The following is a 16,427-nucleotide window of genomic DNA, read 5'->3' as shown; positions in this document are numbered from 1 at the left end:
TGGATAGCGTCGCCTGCATGATGAATCGCGAGGTCCGCCTGACCTGCCAGATCGCGGCCGCCCCCGGGCCCGAGCACTTCACCGTCGCCGAGACGCAGATCGACGGGGAGGTCGTCGTGCGCACCGACTACCTGGGCCTTGCCGCCACCTACCTCGAACTCATGCGCCCCGACTGCGGCCTTCCGATCCCGGCCTGGCAGCCGGGCCAGCGGGTCGGTGTCATGGCGATCGGCACCGTGCTGCGCTCGGCCTCCCCCGACCTGGAAGAGGGCGACCTGGTCCAGTCGATGAGCGGCTGGAGCACGCACTCGGCGGGCCCGGCGGTCTCCTACGTCAAGTTGGACCCGGAGGCCTACCCCGACCCCGGTCACTACCTGGCGCAGGGGCCGACCGCCTACTACGGCATCGCCGAAGTGGCGAAGGTCGGCCAAGGCGACATCGTGTTCGTCTCCGGCGCGGCCGGCGGCGTCGGCTCACTGGCCGGGCAGATCGCCCGCGACCTGGGAGCGAGGAAGGTCATCGGCAGCGCGGGCAGCCAGGCCAAGGCGGACTACCTCGTCGGCGAACTCGGCTTCGACGCCGCCTTCGACTACCACCACGACCCGCTCGCGGCGCTCAAGGAACTGGCCCCTGAGGGCATCACCGTCTTCTTCGACACGGTCGGAGGGGCGCTGTACGACGCCGCGCTCCAGGTCGCCGCGCCGGGGGCGCGGTTCGCCCTGTGCGGTTCGCTGTCCACCCAGTTGGGCGGCGCCCCCGATCGCTTCCCCGAACCCGACCGGGCCGCCGCCCAGGCCAGGCAGGTCGAGTTGCTCCCGTTCTCCTGCCACCACACGCCCGAGCAGGTCTCCGCCTGGCACCACCACTTCCGCACATCGCTCGGACAGGGGCGCTTCGTGTACCCGCGGACAGTGATCGAGACCGGCATCGACGGCGTGCCCGGCGCCTTCCTGTCCATGCTCCGGGGGGACCACCGAGGCAACGTCTCCGTGCGGCTGGCGTGACCGCCCTCCCGGCGGATCGCGGTCATATGCGCCACGTGCCGTCTTCGGTTCGTACCGCGCCGCCGGACGCGGGCCTCGGGTTGCCGAGACCCAGGGCGTGATGGATTTGGGCGGCTAGCCAGGTGGTGTGCGGGCGACCTCGAAGATCGCCGCGGTGCGCCCGCCGATCCGCGCCGCGCGGCGTGGACGCGCGGGCCGCGGCGCGGGAGTGACCTCAGGCGCGCGGGGCGAGACCGGAGTCCGCCGGCACCGGCCTGCCGGGAGAGCGGCTGTCGCGCCGGTAGCGTCCGGGCGGAACGGCGAACTCGCGTTTGAACGCGTTGGCGAACGCGTACTCCGAGCCGTATCCGACCTGCTCCGCCACGACGTTCAGAGGGGCGTCGGAGTCGCGCAGCAGCCGCATCGCGGTCGTCAACCGCCACCAGGTCAGGTAGGCCAGCGGCGGCCGCCCCACGAGCGCCGTGAAGCGGCGGGAGAAGGCGGCCCGCGACAGCCCCGCGTGCGCGCCCAGGCCGGCGACGGTCCACGGACGCGCGGGATCGTCGTGGAGCGCCTCCAGGGCGGCACTGATCGCCGGATCGGCGAGCGCCGCCGCCCACCCGGTGGCCCCGCCGCCCACCGGCTGCTCGGCGAACCACGCCCGCAGGATGTAGAGCAGCAGCGTGTCCAGCAGAGCGGGTACGAGGGCGCCGGTGCCCGGCTGGGGGTCGTCGAGTTCCGCGCCGAGCAGATCGACCGCGGCGCGCAGTCGGGGATGGCGTCCCGGCCGAGCGGGCAGACGCAGCACCGGAGGCAGGTCGTCGAGCAGCGGGTGGACGCGGGCGGCGTCGAGTTCGTAGGCCCCGCACAGCGTCACCGTGGCCGGGGAGCCGGCGCCCGCCCGTCCGATCGGCGCGGCGGCGTGCCTGCGCTCGAACCTGACGTCCTCGCGCGGGTCGCAGACGTGCTCGGCCAAGGGCGTGGACGGAGCGTCGGCCAGGCCGTGCCGGCTCTCACGCGGAAGGAACACCACGTCACCGGCGGCCAGCGGGAACGGGTCGCCCCCTTCAGGGATGAACCAGCAGGAACCGCGCAAGACGACTTGGAATCCCGCCGCCCCCGGCGCCGCCCGGAACCGCTGCCCCCACGGCGCCGTCCATTCGACCAGCGCCGATCGCGGCTCACCGGTGCGCATCACGGCTATCACGTCGCTCAGCACGTCCATCCTCGGATCCTAGCGATGGTGCTCATCAAGGAGACGCTCGCTTAAGAATCCGAGACAGACAGGCATTGGTCGTCCACGGCACCGGCCCTACGGTCGAATCACTCGAGATCCGCGAGCATGCGCACCGGACCGGAGCGCGGTCTCGCTCCCTCTATGACCAAGGACGACTCATGACACCAGAACCCCGATCGGATCGCCGCGCCGCGAGCCCGAGCGCGACGATGACGGCGGCGCGCGTCCACGCCTTCGGCGGGCCCGACGTGATCCGTCATGAGCGGGTCCCCCGCCCGGCCCCGGGACCGGGCGAGGTGCTGGTGCGTGTCGCGGCCGCCGGGTTCAACCCCTCGGACGTCGGCTTCCGGGCCGGCATGATGCGGGACATCGTCCGGCTGGACCTGCCGTTCATCCTCGGCTCCGAGGCCGCGGGGACGGTCGTCGAGGCAGGGGACGGCGCCGAGCGCTTCGCGATCGGCGACCGCGTCGTCGGCCGCCTCGACGAGGGCGGCGCGGCGGCCGAATACCTGACCGCTTCCGCCGCCCGGCTGGTCCGCGCGCCTTCGAGGCTCCCGCTCGCCCACGCCGCGGCGATCCCGGTCGCCGGCCTGACCGCCTGGCAGGGGTTGTTCGACCACGCCCGCATCGGGCCGGGCACGCGGATCCTCGTCAACGGCGCGGGCGGCGGCGTGGGCATGTTCGCCGTCCAGCTGGCCCGGCGCGCGGGCGCCCGCGTCATCGCCACCGCCGGGCCGCGCAGCGCCGACCGGGTCCGCGGCTACGGCGCCGAGCAGACCATCGACTACACGCGGGTCACCCCGCAGCAGGCGCTGGACCGGCCGGTGGATCTGGTGTTCAACCTCGTCCCGATACCGCCCGAGGCCGCGGAAGCACTGTGCCGCGCCGTCCGCCCTGGCGGTTCCCTCGTCTCGATCACCGTCCCGGTGAAGCCCCCGCCCGGATCGGGCGTGACGGGCACGCACTTCGTCGCCCGCAACGACCCCGCCCAACTCGCCGAACTCATCACCCTCATCGACGGCGGCGAGGTGCGCGTGGACGTCGCGGCAGCCCGTCCGCTCGCCGAACTCCCGGCCGTGCACCGGGACGCCGAAGCCGGCCGCACAAGCGGCAAGACCATCCTCATCCCCTGAAGGAAACCCTCATGACCACCACCTCCACCCTCTCGGCCGCGCCAGGACTTCGCCTCCACGCATGCGCGTGGGGCGGCGCCGTCCTGGTCGCGGCGCTGCTCTGGACTGCCGCCCGCACCATGCATGGAGAAGTTCGCGTCGATCCCGGTGAGGGGCGTCCGACCCAGGTCCTCGGCCTGCCCCTCATCGTCGGCGTCACGCTTGCCGTCTCCGTGCTCGCCTCAGGGGCGCGGGCAGTGCTGGGGCGGGTCACCGATCGGGCCCCGGCGGTCTGGACCGGCTTGGCAGTCACCGTGTTGCTGGTGTCGTTCGTGCCCGTGCTGAACGTGGAGGCATCCGGCGGTGCCCGGGCCACGCTGGCGCTGATGCACCTGGGCGTCGCGGCCGTACTCGTTCCGCTCCTGGGCCGTCGAAGCCAGGCGGCGCTTCCCGCCGAGCGACCGGGAACGTAGTGCTCAGGCGCGCGGGGCGTACATGATGATCAGGACGCCGAGGACGCAGACGGCAGCCCCGGCGACGTCCCAGCGGTCGGGGCGGAACCCGTCCACGGCCACGCCCCAGGCCAGGGACCCGGCGACGAACACGCCCCCGTAGGCGGCCAGGACGCGGCCGAAGTGGGCGTCGGGCTGGAAGGTCGCGACGAAGCCGTACAGGCCGAGGGCGACCAGGCCCGCGCCGATCCACCAGCCGCCCCGGTGCTCGCGGACGCCCTGCCAGATCATCCAGGCGCCGCCGATCTCCGCGACCGCGGCGAGGGCGAACAGGACCAGGGAGCGCGCGACCGTCATACCGGAACGGTACTCACGCGCGGAACCGGCCCGGGGCCGGCGAGTGCGGCGAACGGCAGCGGGCAGCACGGCTCCCCCGCGCAGGCGAGCAGGTCGTCGCAGCCGGCGTCGAGAGCGTCGCGGAGCGCCGACCGGATGACCTCCAGGTCGGCGATGCGCCGCTCCACCTCCTCCAGCTTCGCGCGGGCCCGGGCGGCGAGCCCGGCGTCACGGCGGCCGTGCCGGTGCCGGGCGGCGTCCAGCAGGCCGGAGACCTCGTCCAGGGTGAACCCGAGCCGCTGCGCCGTCTTGATCACCCGCAGCACCGTGACGGCCTCGGCCGGGTAGAGCCGGTGCCCGCCCAGCGTCCGGGCGGGCTCGGCCAGCAGCCCCCGCCGCTCGTAGTACCGCAGCGTCTGCGGGTTGACCCCGGCGGCCTCCGCGACCTGGCCGGACCGCAGCCCCTCGTACCCGCCGCCCGCGGCCGTCGGCGTCTCGGCCATCACCGCTCCTCGTCCCGGCCGCCGCGCGGCGGCCCATGCCCCGAAGGTAAGCCTGTACCTCGATACCGGTTGCAACCCGGCGGGCCACCGGACCCATCCCCGCCGCCGGCCGAGCGGCGACGGGGATGCCGAGGGGACGCTCAGACGACCGCCCCGTCGCTGATGTGCAGGACCGCGTCGGCCGTGTCGAGAACCGCCTGGTCGAGGGGGAAGTAGCCCTGTTCGGGGGTGGTGTCGGCGCGCCGGCGGGCGGACGGGACCGCGGCGGCCGGCGTCAGGGCCCAGGTGGCGATCCGGCTCTGCATACCGCCCTCGAAGGTGTCCGGCTCCGGCTCCCCCAGCTTGATCGTTTCGCTGCGGCCCAGGCTCCCGGTGACGAAGGCGTACCGCTCGTCCAGCAGGGACGCGATGACGGCGCCGGTACCGAACCAGGTGAGCTCCATGTCCGCCATGCGCATGCGGCTCGGATTCCGCTGCAGGTGGGTGTTGTGCGCGAAGACGAAGGTCGGGCCCCGCCGCTCCTCGGTGCTCCGGATCGCCAGGAGGTTCTGGGCCATGAGCGCGTCCCGGGCGGCCGCCAGGCGCGAGATGCGCGCGCCCCGCTCCAGGCGCTGGGTCGCCCGCTTGTGGTACCGCAGCAGGCCGAGACCGGCGGTGAGGTGGATCTCCGCCCTGGACCACTCCGCGCGCGACGTCGCCGCGATCAGTTCCGGGGCCCGCTCGTAGAGCGCGACGAGCATGTCGTCGGCGATCGTCCGCAGCTTCTCGGCCTCGGGCGTCGCGCCGATCGACATGGCCGGGTCCATGACCGCCTCCGGGCGGCTCCACCGCCGGTCGTCGCCGGCGAGGCCCGCGATGTCGAGGTCGAGTCCCATGTAGTCACGGGCGTGTTCGAGGTAGGCGCGGGGGCTCGGGGCGCTGAGGGTCTCCATCGGGGCGTCGAAACCGTGGAAGGCGAGCCGCTCGTGCGGGGGACGGCCCTCGTTGTACTCCCGCATCCAGGCGACCAGCCGCCGGTTGGCGTCCACGTCCCCCCAGCCGTGCGAGAACCCTTCGCTCATCACGGCGTCGAGGCTTCCCTTCCCCTCCCGGACGAAGTCGTCGACGGCGAGGGCGGCGACCCGGTCGGTCTCCATGGCGATCGACCGGAAGCCGTGGCCGGCCAGCCGCGCGAACAGCTCGTTGCGGATCCGCCCGAAGGACGGTTCCCGGTGCGTCGGCTCGCCGAACGCCAGAAGCTCACATGAAGCGGGCACGAATTCGCGAATGTCCTGGCTCATGTGGTGAAATCGTATCCTTGAAAACACGGTTGATACTTTCTCCACCGTGACCGCCCGTTCTTCCTCCCAAGTCTCAAAGCGGTGATCACCCTGCGGCCGTCGGACCTCGCGCGCGAGCACGGCCTCTCGGCACAGGCCGTGCGCAACTACGAGCGCGACGGCTGCCTCCCGCCCGCCGAGCGCACGCCCACCGGCTACCGGGTCTACACCGAGGTGCACGCGGCCGCCCTGCGCGCCTTCCTCGCCCTCGTCCCGGCGTTCGGGCACGCGGCCGGCGGCCGGATCATGAACGCGGTGCACGACGGCGACCTCGACGACGCCCTGCTGGTCGTCGACCGCGGTCACGAGCAGGTGCTCCGCGACCGCGAGACGCTCACGGCGGTGAAGAACGCGGTGGACCATCTGATGGCGGAGCCCGGCGCCGAGCGCCCCGGCGCCCCCGGGCCGCGGACGATCGGCGAACTCGCCCACCGGCTCGACGTCACCCCCGCGACGCTGCGCAACTGGGAAGGCGCCGGCATCCTCGTCCCCGCCCGGGACCCGGCGACCGGATACCGCGTCTTCCGCGCGAGCGACGTCCGCGACGCGGAACTCGCCCATCTCCTCAGGCGCGGCGGCTATCCGCTGGAGCACATCGCCACGGTGGTCCGGCAGGTCCGGACGGCGGGCGGCACCGGGCCCCTGGCCGAGGCGCTGGACGACTGGCGGCGCAGGCTCACCGCACGAGGCCTCGCCATGCTCGCCGCGTCCGGTGAGCTGGGCCGCTATCTGGACGTTCTCGACCGCGCCGGGTGGCGAAGGGGTCCAGGAGGAGCAGGCACTGGAGCAGGACGGGGCCGAGGGCGAGACTGAACAGGCAGTCGGTGAGCCAGTGCTTGTCGACGACCGTGAGGGCCACCGCCGTGACCGTCCCGGTCACGACCGCGATGTCGCGGCGGCGGCGCGGCGGCAGGGCCCCGGACGCCGCGGGGAACGCGACGACCACCAGTTCGAGGATGATCCAGACGAGCACGAACCCGTTGAGGGTGTGGCCGGACGGGTAGGCGTCGCCGCGGACGAACAGCACGTCGGTCCCGCTGATCGGGAACGTCCGGGGGATCGCCGCCTTCAGCAGCACCTGGAGCAGCGAGAGGACGCCCACGATCAGCACGCTCGCCCACAGGTACCGCAACGACCGCACCCGAATCGCGGCGATGATCGCGAGCGGCACGATGATCCTCACCAGGTAGCCCCGCTGGCCGAGCGCCGCGAAGACGTCCACCGCCGTCAGCCGCCGGCCCTGGATGTGCGCGTCGCTCCAGTAGTGCACGGCGCGGTCGACGTGGCGGAGCGGACCGTCCAGCAGGACGTCCACCGTGACGAGCACCATGACCGCGACGAGCACCGCGTACCAGTTCCTGGACCCCCACCTCACGGCCGGAACATTCCCCGGCCGGCGCCGGAAGCACCTCATCGGGACGTCAGGATGCGCGCCCCGTGAGGGAAACACAGAGATCCGCCGGTGAAGCGCTGGAGATGCTCACGAAGGAGGAAGCGCGGAAGGCGACGCAGAAGCTGCGCGCTGGGACTTACCGGGTACCCCCGAGCGGATTCGAACCGCCGTTACCGCCTTGAGAGGGCGGCGTCCTAGGCCACTAGACGACGGGGGCAGGACCTTGGCTTCGCGGTTTCCCGCGCGGCCTCGCCTAGCTTACCGGACCCCACCCCCCACCTCGAACCGGTTTCCCCCCGAACCTCCCGTCCCCCACCGAAGCCCCTGCGTTGACTTGCGGCGTGTTGCCCCTATCAGCCCTCCCATAAGGGCAACACGCCGCAAGTCAACGGAGCAGGCCCGACAGCGTCCAGCGCACACCGTGGAAAGCTCGAATTCGCCCACGGCGCGAAAGACAAGATGGCCCGGGTGGAAAACGCCTCTTGGACGTCGCAGAAAAACCCTCTAGGCGTACGCCCCAGCCAAGTGAGGGCGGAGCCCGAACGGCGGGGGGTTCCAGGGGGTCGCCCCCTGGGAAAACACGGCGGGCCCCGGCGAGGATGGTCGAAGGCCATCGAGCAGTAAGCCCCGCCACGGTGAGGGCGGAGCCCGAACGGCGGGGGGTTCCAGGGGGTCGCCCCCTGGGAAAACACTGCGGGCTCCGGCGAGGATGGCCTAAGGCCATCGAGCAGGGTAGCCCGCCACGTACCCCCGAGCGGATTCGAACCGCCGTTACCGCCTTGAGAGGGCGGCGTCCTAGGCCACTAGACGACGGGGGCGTGTGTCCGCCTGGGCGGACGCAGCTGGGGTACCAGGACTCGAACCTAGACTAAGTGAACCAGAATCACTCGTGCTGCCGATTACACCATACCCCAGTGAGGTACGGGCTTCCGAGCCGTTTCCGGCTGGTCGCTCGCGCCTCGAAGAGAATACAGGACAGCGGGAGCATGACCAAAACGATTGGCCGATCGGCGGGTCAGCGGGTCGGATCGGGCGGGCCGATGTGCTCGTGTCCCCAGGTCACGAGGGGACGGAGGCGCCGCCAGGACGCGCGGACCCGGGAGAGGACCTCGTCGGGTTCGGACATCCACGGGTCGGCGGGCCAGCCCTCGTGGGCGTAGAGGGAGCGGTGCCGCAGGAGGTCCAGCCGGGGGTGGTCGGGGTCGGTTCCGCGGGGGCGGGTCTTGAGGCGGTCGCCTGCGATCTCCATGCCGGCGGCGCGGAGGTCGTCCACGATGGCCCGCAGCTCTGTGCCGTAGGTGTCGGAGGCGACGGCTTCGCGGTAGCGGCGGAGCTGGTCGGGGGTCGGGGCGTACATGCCGCCCGCGACCATGAGCCCGTCCGCGTCGACCTGGATGTAGAAGCCCTCGCTGGTGTGGCCGCCCTGGTGCGTCTTGTACGGCGACTTGTCCTTGCTGAACCGGACGTCGCGGTACGGGCGGAAGAGCTTGACCGCGCCGAACTCGGATTCGAGTTCGGCGCACAGCTCGGCCAAGGGTTCGCGTACGTGGCGCTCGTAGGCGTCCTTGTGGGACGTCCAGTAGGGCTTGCTGTTGTCGGCCTGCAAGCCCTCGTAGAAGGCGAAGGCCTCGTCGCTGAAGCCGGTGAACACCTGGGCCCCCTCAGTCGCGGGCGATGACCCGGTTGGTGAGGCTGCCGATGTTCTCGACGGTGACGGTGACCTCGTCCCCGATCTCCAGGGGGCCGACGCCGGCGGGGGTCCCGGTCAGGATGACGTCGCCGGGCAGCAGCGTCATGACCTGGCTGACGTACTCGACCAGGGCGGGGATGTCGTGGAGCAGCAGGGACGTGCGGGCCTCCTGCCGGACCTCCCCGTTGACGGTGGTGGAGATCGCGAGGTCGGCGGGGTCGACCTCGGTCTCGATCCACGGGCCGATCGGGCAGAAGGTGTCGAAGCCCTTGGCCCGCGTCCACTGCCCGTCCTTCGCCTGGAGGTCGCGGGCGGTGACGTCGTTGGCGCAGGTGTAGCCGAGGATGACCTGGGCCGCGCGGGACGCGGGGACCTCGCGGCACATCCGGCCGATGACGACGGCGAGCTCGCCCTCGTGGTCGACGCGCTCGGACAGCTTCTGCGGGTAGGCGATCGCCTCCCCCGGGCCGATCACGGCGGTGGACGGCTTGGAGAACAGCACCGGCTCGGCGGGCGGCTCGTCCCCGCCCATCTCGCGGACGTGGTCGGCGTAGTTCTTCCCGATCGCGATGATCTTGCTGGGCAGGATCGGGGCGAGCAGCCGGACGTCGGCGAGCGGGAGGCGCTGCCCGGTGAAGGTCAGCTCACCGAAGGGGTGGGCCGCGATGACGGCGACGGTGTTCTCCTCCACCACACCGAAGGACATGCCGTCGTCGGTGGAGAATCTGGCGATACGCATGGTCAAGAGCCTAGTACGCCGGTCAGAAGCCGCAGGCCCTGCCGTTCAGCGCGCAGGACTTCGGAGTGGACGCCGTTCCGGCCGCGCCGAACTGGATGTCCCACGTCGCGCCGGGCTGGATCGCCGCGACACCGTCCAGGTTCCTGATCTCGACGGTGGAGCCGCCGCGCACGAGCCGGGCGCCCCAGATGTTCTTCACGTCGGCGCCGGGGGCCTTGAACGTCAGCTTCCACGCCTTCAGGGGCTTGCTGGTGCGGTTGGTGATGACCATCTTGCCCTCGAAGTACCCGCTGTCCTGCTGGACGAGCTGGTAGGTGATGCCCTTGCCCTGCACGAGCGGCCCGATCGGGGCGGTGGTCACCGGAGGCGGCGCGGCGGGCTGACCGCCCGGCTGCTGCCCCCCGGGCGGCTGGTTCGTGGGGACCCCGGACTGCGGAGGCGTCGCGGGCGCGCCGCCGCCGGGCGGGGACGCGCCGGGCGACGCGGGACCCGTGCCGCCCCCCGTCGCCGGGCCGCTCGCCGACGGGGACGGGGACGTCCGGCCCGCGGTCTTGTCCTTCGTGTCGGAGCCGCCGCCGAGCATCAGCACCACGGCGCCGACGAGGACGAGGACCACCACCACGGCGATCAGCAGGATGAGGACCATCGGCCGCCGCGAGCGCGACGGCGGCCGCCCGCCGGGGGGCCCGCCGGGCAGCCCGCCTGACGGCGAAGCCACCACGGGCGGAATCGGCGGGACGGTCGCCTCGTGCGGCGGAGGCATCGTGTTCTGGGCGGGGGACGGCGCGCCGGGCATGCCGTAGGCGAACGCCGGGGGGCCGTTCTCCGCGGGGTTCGCCGTCTCCTCCTCGGAGGCGAACTGCTCCGTCCACGGCGCCTCGGCGGGCATCGGGGCGGCGGGCATCGGGGCGGCCGCCTGTGCGGGCGGCGCCTGCTCCGGGAAGAGCCCCGGCTCCGGGAAGGGCGCAGGCTCCTGGAAGGCGGCCGGTGCCGGAACGCGCTCCTGGTACGGGGCGGGAGGCTGGGCGTACACCGGCGCCGGGTTCGGGCCGTGCTCGAAGGCGGCCGGCTGCGCCGGCGGCGGGACGGCCGGAGCGGCCTGGGGCGGGACGGGCGGAGCGGGCTTGGCGGGCTGCTCCACGGGGATGTCGGTGAAGGTGGCGGGGGGCCGGAACGCGGTCACGTCGAGCTCGTCGACGGTGTCCGCGGGCGGCGGCTTATGGAAGGGGACGGAGCCCGGGTCGCGGAGCGTCGCGTCGAAGTCGTCGTCCGGCTCGTCGCCCGGGCCGTCCTGGTACGTCGTCTCCAGGTCGTCCTCGGGGTCGTCGCCGGGGAGGTCCTGGAGGGCCAGGCCGTCGGCCTGGGGGACGTCATGGGTCGTGACGTCCCCGTCGAAGAGGTCGTCCACCAGCTCGTCGCCGTCGGCCGGTTCGGGCGCCGCCCCCGGCAGGGGCAGCTCTCCGGACAGCGCGGACTTCCTCGCCACGCCGAACTCGGCGGTCGTCTTGTGGTCCGGGGGAACGTACCCGGAGTCCTCGCCGCTCAACTCGTCCACCTTCCACTGACGCCGACCTCATGGAGTCCGACGACCGGCGCGACGGATCGGTTCGCCCCCGCCCCGAAGGCGTCAGCCGGCGGGGGCCGGTTCGAGTCCGCGGCGCGCGGCCTGCCGCATCTGCCGGTTGAGCGTAGCGGTGATGAGCTCGATCGCGTCGGGAGTGGTGGCGTCCTGCGCGCCGCTGAGCCAGCGTGTCGCCTCGGCCAGCAGCTCGTCGGCCGCCTGGTCGGCTCCGGCGTCGGCCATCCGCCCAAGGACGGCGCCGAGGCGCAGCGCGGCCTCGGCGCTCCCGGACTCGGCCGCCCGCCGGTACCAGTCGGCCGCCTGCTCCAGACGGCCCTCGCGCTCGTACGTCTCGCCGAGGCCGAACGCCACGTCGGCCCAGGTTCCGTCCGTGGGACGCCCAAGGTCCTCGGGGCTCCAGGGTCGGACAGGCATGATCACTCCGGCGGTCGGGTCGTAGGGACATCGGTCGGCAAGGGCGGGGTCGTGCGGAGAGCGGGGCCTCGCGGAGGCACGGCGCGCGAAGGCCTCGCACGTGCCCGCAGACTCCATAGTGGATCCTTCAACTGAAATCCGCCACTGGTTTCGTCGCTTTGGCGAACTTTCTGCGTGATCGTACCGATACGCGCGGAAAGTCCTCGTTCAGTCGAACGAACGGGTCACTCCCCGCGCATCCGCGAATACCGGCGCGACACATCCCGCGACACGGTCAGCTCACCAGATCATGATAGTCCGGGTGCCTGTCGATCCACTTCTTGATGAACGGGCACAACGGGACGACCGACAGGCCCTGGGAGCGGACGTCGTCCAGGGCGCCGCGCGCCAGCGCGCTCCCCACGCCCTTGCCCTCGAACGCGGAGTCGACCTCGGTGTGAGTGAAGACGAGGGCGCCCTCGCCCCGCTCGTACTCGGCGAACCCGGCGAGGTCGCCGTCCAGCCTGATCTCGTAGCGGCTCTGCCCGGCGTTGTCGCTGATCTCGGTGCTCATGCCCTGATAATGCCCGCGCCCGCGCGGAGATTCCCGTCTCAGCCGGCCTCGTAGCCGGCGCGGAGCAGGCAGTAGGTGACGGCCTCCTCCAGGGCCTGCCAGGACGCGGCGATCACGTTGTCCTCGACGCCGACGGTCCCCCACTCGCGCTCGCCGTCGCCGGACTCGACGAGCACCCGGGTCCGCGCGTCGGTGCCGTGCGCGCCCTCCAGGATGCGGACCTTGTAGTCGACCAGCTCCAGCCGCGCCAGCTCCGGGTAGAGGCGGCCGAGCGCGAGCCGCAGCGCGTTGTCGAGGGCGTTGACGGGGCCGTTGCCCTCGCCGGTCGCGATGATCCGCTCGCCCTTGGCGTGCAGCTTGACGGTGGCCTCGCTGATCATGGAGCCGTCCGGGCGGCGCTCCACGATCGACCGCCACGACTCCACCTCGAAGTGCCGCTGCCGGACGCCGGTCAGCTCCTCGCGCAGCAGCAGCTCGAACGAGGCGTCCGCGGCCTCGAAGGTGTAGCCGGTGGACTCCAGCTCCTTCACCCGGTCCACGACGGCCCTGGCCTTCTCGCCGGACAGGTCGTAGCCGAGCTCGCGGCCCTTCAGCTCGACCGACGCGCGCCCGGCCATGCTGGACACCAGCATCCGCATGTCGTTGCCGACGGCGGCCGGGTCGATGTGCTGGTACAGGTCGGGGTCGATCTTGACGGCGGACGCGTGCAGCCCGGCCTTGTGCGCGAACGCGGACACGCCCACGTACGGCTGCTGCGAGCTCGGCGCGACGTTGGTGACCTCGGAGACGGCGTGCGCGATCCGCGTCATCTCGGCGAGCTGGGCGTCGGAGACGAGGTCCATGCCGCGCTTGAGCTGGAGGTTCCCGACGACGGTGAACAGGTTGGCGTTGCCGCTGCGCTCGCCGTACCCGTTCGCGCAGCCCTGGACGTGCGTCGCGCCCGCCCGGACGGCGGCGAGCGTGTTGGCGACCGCGCAGCCGGAGTCGTCGTGGCAGTGGATGCCGACGCGGACGCCGTGGCCGACGACCTCGTGCACGACCTCGGCCAGCTCGTCCGGCAGCATGCCGCCGTTGGTGTCGCAGAGCGCGACGACGTCGGCGCCGGCCTCGACGGCGGTGCGGACGGCCTCCAGCGCGTAGGCGCGGTTGGCCTTGTAGCCGTCGAAGAAGTGCTCGGCGTCCAGGAAGACCCGTTGGCCCTCCGCACGCAGGTGGGAGACCGTGTCGCGGATCATCGCGAGGTTCTCCTCCAGGGTGGTGCGGAGGGCCAGCTCGACGTGCCTGTCGTGACTCTTGGCGACCAGGGTCACGACGGACGCGCCTGATTCGCGCAGAGCGGCGACCTGGGGGTCGTCGGCCGCCTTCACCCCGGCCCGGCGGGTCGCGCCGAACGCGGTGAGCTGCGCGTGCCTCAGGTCGAGCTCTGTTCGAGCCCGCCTGAAGAACTCGGTGTCCTTGGGGTTGGCACCCGGCCAGCCGCCCTCGATGAAGCCGACGCCCAGGTCGTCCAGATGTCGCGCGATCGCGAGCTTGTCGGGCACGGAGAGGTTGAGCCCCTCCTGCTGCGAGCCGTCGCGCAGGGTGGTGTCGTAGACGTGGAACGCGTCGCCTTGCATGTGAGAACCCCCAGGGGGATCAGCGCCAGGACACAAAAAAGACCCCTCACGGACGTGAGAGGTCTGCGCGCCGGCGGTGTCCCGTTAGCTGCCGGCGCGCCAGCCGATAATCACGAGGCTGTGGCGCATGATGCTGCCAGTCTGCCACACGGTTCTCGGATCTAGGACATCCGTCTCAGATGTCGAGACGTCGATCGCCGGGCCCGGGCGACCGCGCCGGCGTCGCCCGGCCGCCGCGGAGCCATACCGCGCTTTTCTCCACAAAAAACAATTACCAATAAAAAGATCGCGGCAATGCATTCCTCCCCTCGAAATGCACTTGCGCTTTCACGGTAAAAGGAATGAGGATCGCACTGTCCGCCGGAGGAGGGGGATCCGATGAGCGGAGAACCGGTCCGCGGGACGGTGGCGTCCTGGGACGACGAGGCAGGCTGGGGGGTGCTGGTCTCACCCGACGCGCCCGGCGAGGTCTGGGCGCATTTCTCGGCCGTGCGAGCCGAACCGGGGGCCTTCGCCTCCCTCGAGCCGGGCGAGAGCGTGCTCTTCACCTGGGAGGAGGCCGAGCAGGACGGCTACGCCTACCGCGCGCTGGACGTGCGGTCGGTCGGCCGCGGCTGAGCACCGGGACGGCGGGCTGATCAGGGCCGTCCACCCGCCGTGGCGGACGGCGAACCTTTCCGAAGGGAATTCCTGGAATGCGCATGCACATCTACGGCCGGGCAGCGGCCGCTTCCGGAACGGCGCTCGTGATGGCGCTCGGCACCGCGTCCGCCGCGTCCGCGGCCGAGCGCCCGGAACGCGCCGCACCCACCCATCACTACGTGTTCACGAGAAGCCACCAGTCGTTCGCGTACCACGACTCGGTCGGCAGGTTCCACGCGCAGGTGAGGCTGACCGGGAGTCACTCCAGGCGCTACCCGATGCCGTGGATGTTCCAGATCACCAGTGCGAAACTGCGGTCGATCGCGCGCGGCAGCGCCGTCTGCACGGCGACCGGCCTCAACGGCCGGTACCACGACCGGCACGTCGTCCCCGTCGGCTACGTCTGGCACTCCACGGTCGCACCGCACCGCGCCCGGAAGGTGTACACGCTCTCGGGCACCTGCACCTTCGCGGTGCAGGTCGGCGGGCGTCCCGGCCGCGCCTTCGTCGGCTTCTCGTTCCACTACGCCGTCAACCCGTCCTCGCGGGGCGTCGGCCCGGCGAGCACGGGCCCGGTCGTCAAGACGTCCGTGCACATCCGCCGCTGAGCGGCCCGGCCCGGCGGCGCCGCTGCGAGCGCGCGCCGCCGGCGCCGCCGGTCAGACGATCTTGTGGACCCAGCCGTAGGGGTCGGGGCGGGTGCCGTACTGGATGCCGACCAGCTCCTGGCGCAGCCGCATCGAGATCTCGCCGGGCTCGCCGTCGCCGATCGTCCACTCGCGGTCCCGGCCCTTGACCCGGCCGACCGGGCTGATGATCGCGGCGGTGCCGCAGCCGAACACCTCGGTGATCTCGCCGGAGGCGCAGCCCGCCTCCCACTCGTCGATGCTGATCTTGCCTTCCTCGGTGGGGACGCCGAGGTCGGGCGCCAGCTTGAGCATCGAGTCGCGGGTGACGCCGGCGAGCAGCGTGCCGGTGAGCGCGGGGGTGAGCAGCCGGGCCCCGGCGCCGGAGCCGTAGACGAACATGAGGTTCATCGAGCCGACCTCCTCGACCCAGCGGTGCTCCACCGCGTCGAGCCAGACGACCTGGTCGCAGCCCTGCGCGACGGCCTCGGCCTGGCCGGCGAAGGACGCGGCGTAGTTGCCGCCGAACTTGGCCTCCCCGGTGCCGCCGGGCGCCGCGCGGGTGTAGTCCTGCGACAGCCACACCGAGACGGGCTTGATGCCGCGCGGGTAGTAGAGGCCGGACGGGGACGCGATGACCATGAAGAGGAACTCGTGGGCCGGGCTGTTGACGCCGAGCGCGCGGGTGGTCGCGATCATGAAGGGCCGCAGGTAGAGGCTGTGGCCCTCGGTGTCGGGCACCCAGTCCCTGTCGGTGCGGACGAGCGTCTCGACGGCGTCCACGAACAGCTGCTCGGGGATCTCCGGCATCGCCATCCGCCTGGCGGACCGGTTCATCCGCGCCGCGTTCATGTACGGCCGGAAGGTGACGATCGAACCGTCCGGCTGCCTGTAGGCCTTGAGGCCCTCGAAGAGCTCCTGGGCGTAGTGGAACACCTGCGAGGCCGGGTCCATCGGGATCGGCCCGTAGGGTTCGAGCTTCGCGTCGTGCCAGCCGCGCTCGGCCGAGTACCGGATCGTGACCATGTGGTCGGTGAAGTACCGGCCGAAACCGGGCTCGGCCAGGATCCGCGCGCGGTCCTCGGCGGTCGCGGGCCGCTCGGTGCGCGTGATCTCGAATTCCAGGGTGTCGCTCATCGCGGTCTCGTCCTCTCGCGGATGGCCCAGGCGGCCCCATCGCCGCATCGGCTTCCTAGTCCCCATTGTCCTACTTCGTCTAGACCTGCTCCT

Annotated in this window: 17 protein-coding genes, 3 tRNA genes and 1 pseudogene; 6 read left to right on the top strand and 15 right to left on the bottom strand. The window is 72.1% G+C overall.

What is annotated here, in order from left to right; all coding sequences use genetic code 11:
• The first annotated feature begins 17 nt into the window (after positions 1-17).
• On the top strand, positions 18-1,004 hold the full coding sequence (locus tag BKA00_RS00355) for an MDR family NADP-dependent oxidoreductase (protein WP_185023019.1): 987 nt from the start codon (positions 18-20) through the stop codon (positions 1,002-1,004).
• A gap of 214 nt (positions 1,005-1,218) precedes the next feature.
• Here BKA00_RS00355 and BKA00_RS00350 read toward each other — a convergent pair whose 3' ends face one another.
• Entirely contained in the window at positions 1,219-2,208 is a 990-nt protein-coding gene (locus BKA00_RS00350) for an AraC family transcriptional regulator (protein WP_185023018.1), read from the bottom strand.
• A gap of 170 nt (positions 2,209-2,378) precedes the next feature.
• Between BKA00_RS00350 and BKA00_RS00345 the strand changes: the two genes are divergently transcribed.
• Positions 2,379-3,353, top strand: a complete 975-nt coding sequence (locus BKA00_RS00345; RefSeq protein WP_230299136.1) for an NADP-dependent oxidoreductase — start codon at positions 2,379-2,381, stop codon at positions 3,351-3,353.
• Positions 3,354-3,364: 11 nt separating this feature from the next.
• Positions 3,365-3,805, top strand: coding sequence for a DUF6069 family protein (locus BKA00_RS00340; RefSeq protein WP_185023017.1), 441 nt, complete (start codon positions 3,365-3,367; stop codon positions 3,803-3,805).
• 3 nt (positions 3,806-3,808) lie between these two features.
• Here the strand turns inward: BKA00_RS00340 and BKA00_RS00335 are convergent, their stop codons facing one another.
• The 3 genes from BKA00_RS00335 to BKA00_RS00325 all read right to left on the bottom strand — a co-directional run bounded on the left by BKA00_RS00335 (position 3,809) and on the right by BKA00_RS00325 (position 5,903).
• Positions 3,809-4,141 (bottom strand): YnfA family protein, encoded by a 333-nt coding sequence (locus BKA00_RS00335; protein ID WP_185023016.1) that lies wholly within the window; start codon positions 4,139-4,141, stop codon positions 3,809-3,811.
• Positions 4,138-4,623: a MerR family transcriptional regulator gene (locus BKA00_RS00330; RefSeq protein WP_185023015.1), complete on the bottom strand. Its 486-nt coding sequence runs from the start codon at positions 4,621-4,623 to the stop codon at positions 4,138-4,140. Before BKA00_RS00330 ends, BKA00_RS00335 begins: the two co-directional genes overlap by 4 nt.
• A gap of 140 nt (positions 4,624-4,763) precedes the next feature.
• Complete coding sequence (locus tag BKA00_RS00325; protein WP_185023014.1) at positions 4,764-5,903, bottom strand: erythromycin esterase family protein; 1,140 nt, start codon at positions 5,901-5,903, stop codon at positions 4,764-4,766.
• A 90-nt stretch (positions 5,904-5,993) separates the two neighbouring features.
• Between BKA00_RS00325 and BKA00_RS00320 the strand changes: the two genes are divergently transcribed.
• Complete coding sequence (locus BKA00_RS00320) at positions 5,994-6,755, top strand: TioE family transcriptional regulator (protein ID WP_221493471.1); 762 nt, start codon at positions 5,994-5,996, stop codon at positions 6,753-6,755.
• Positions 6,756-6,780: 25 nt separating this feature from the next.
• Here the strand turns inward: BKA00_RS00320 and BKA00_RS38515 are convergent.
• From BKA00_RS38515 to cimA, 10 genes and pseudogenes are all read right to left on the bottom strand, one after another.
• Positions 6,781-7,272 (bottom strand): annotated as a pseudogene (locus BKA00_RS38515) (phosphatase PAP2 family protein); the annotation flags it as partial.
• Between the two features lie 207 nt (positions 7,273-7,479).
• Positions 7,480-7,552: transfer RNA gene (locus tag BKA00_RS00315), tRNA-Glu, on the bottom strand.
• Between the two features lie 528 nt (positions 7,553-8,080).
• Positions 8,081-8,153: transfer RNA gene (locus BKA00_RS00310), tRNA-Glu, on the bottom strand.
• A 24-nt stretch (positions 8,154-8,177) separates the two neighbouring features.
• Positions 8,178-8,249 (bottom strand) — tRNA-Gln (locus BKA00_RS00305).
• A 101-nt stretch (positions 8,250-8,350) separates the two neighbouring features.
• Positions 8,351-8,986, bottom strand: coding sequence for a DUF2461 domain-containing protein (locus tag BKA00_RS00300; RefSeq protein ID WP_185023012.1), 636 nt, complete (start codon positions 8,984-8,986; stop codon positions 8,351-8,353).
• 10 nt (positions 8,987-8,996) lie between these two features.
• Entirely contained in the window at positions 8,997-9,764 is a 768-nt protein-coding gene (locus BKA00_RS00295) for a fumarylacetoacetate hydrolase family protein (RefSeq protein WP_185023011.1), read from the bottom strand.
• A 22-nt stretch (positions 9,765-9,786) separates the two neighbouring features.
• Complete coding sequence (locus BKA00_RS39620) at positions 9,787-11,310, bottom strand: cellulose binding domain-containing protein (protein WP_185023010.1); 1,524 nt, start codon at positions 11,308-11,310, stop codon at positions 9,787-9,789.
• Between the two features lie 81 nt (positions 11,311-11,391).
• The gene (locus BKA00_RS00285; RefSeq protein WP_185023009.1) at positions 11,392-11,760 is read right to left on the bottom strand and encodes a hypothetical protein; all 369 of its coding nucleotides are present in this window, start codon (positions 11,758-11,760) and stop codon (positions 11,392-11,394) included.
• 274 nt (positions 11,761-12,034) lie between these two features.
• Positions 12,035-12,313: a GNAT family N-acetyltransferase gene (locus tag BKA00_RS00280; protein ID WP_185023008.1), complete on the bottom strand. Its 279-nt coding sequence runs from the start codon at positions 12,311-12,313 to the stop codon at positions 12,035-12,037.
• Positions 12,314-12,351: 38 nt separating this feature from the next.
• Complete coding sequence (gene cimA / locus BKA00_RS00275) at positions 12,352-13,929, bottom strand: citramalate synthase (RefSeq protein WP_185023007.1); 1,578 nt, start codon at positions 13,927-13,929, stop codon at positions 12,352-12,354.
• Between the two features lie 378 nt (positions 13,930-14,307).
• Here cimA and BKA00_RS00270 point away from each other — a divergent pair, with 378 nt between their 5' ends.
• Together BKA00_RS00270 and BKA00_RS00265 are read left to right on the top strand one after the other, a co-directional pair.
• Complete coding sequence (locus BKA00_RS00270) at positions 14,308-14,547, top strand: cold-shock protein (protein ID WP_185023006.1); 240 nt, start codon at positions 14,308-14,310, stop codon at positions 14,545-14,547.
• 77 nt (positions 14,548-14,624) lie between these two features.
• Entirely contained in the window at positions 14,625-15,179 is a 555-nt protein-coding gene (locus BKA00_RS00265; RefSeq protein ID WP_185023005.1) for a hypothetical protein, read from the top strand.
• 51 nt (positions 15,180-15,230) lie between these two features.
• On the opposite strand, the gene BKA00_RS00260 is transcribed toward BKA00_RS00265, so the two are convergent.
• The gene (locus BKA00_RS00260) at positions 15,231-16,334 is read right to left on the bottom strand and encodes a branched-chain amino acid aminotransferase (protein WP_185023004.1); all 1,104 of its coding nucleotides are present in this window, start codon (positions 16,332-16,334) and stop codon (positions 15,231-15,233) included.
• Positions 16,335-16,427: the final 93 nt, after the last annotated feature.

The organism is Actinomadura coerulea (assembly GCF_014208105.1).
Taxonomy (GTDB): domain Bacteria; phylum Actinomycetota; class Actinomycetes; order Streptosporangiales; family Streptosporangiaceae; genus Spirillospora; species Spirillospora coerulea.
This window is presented reverse-complemented; position numbering and strand designations above follow the sequence as displayed.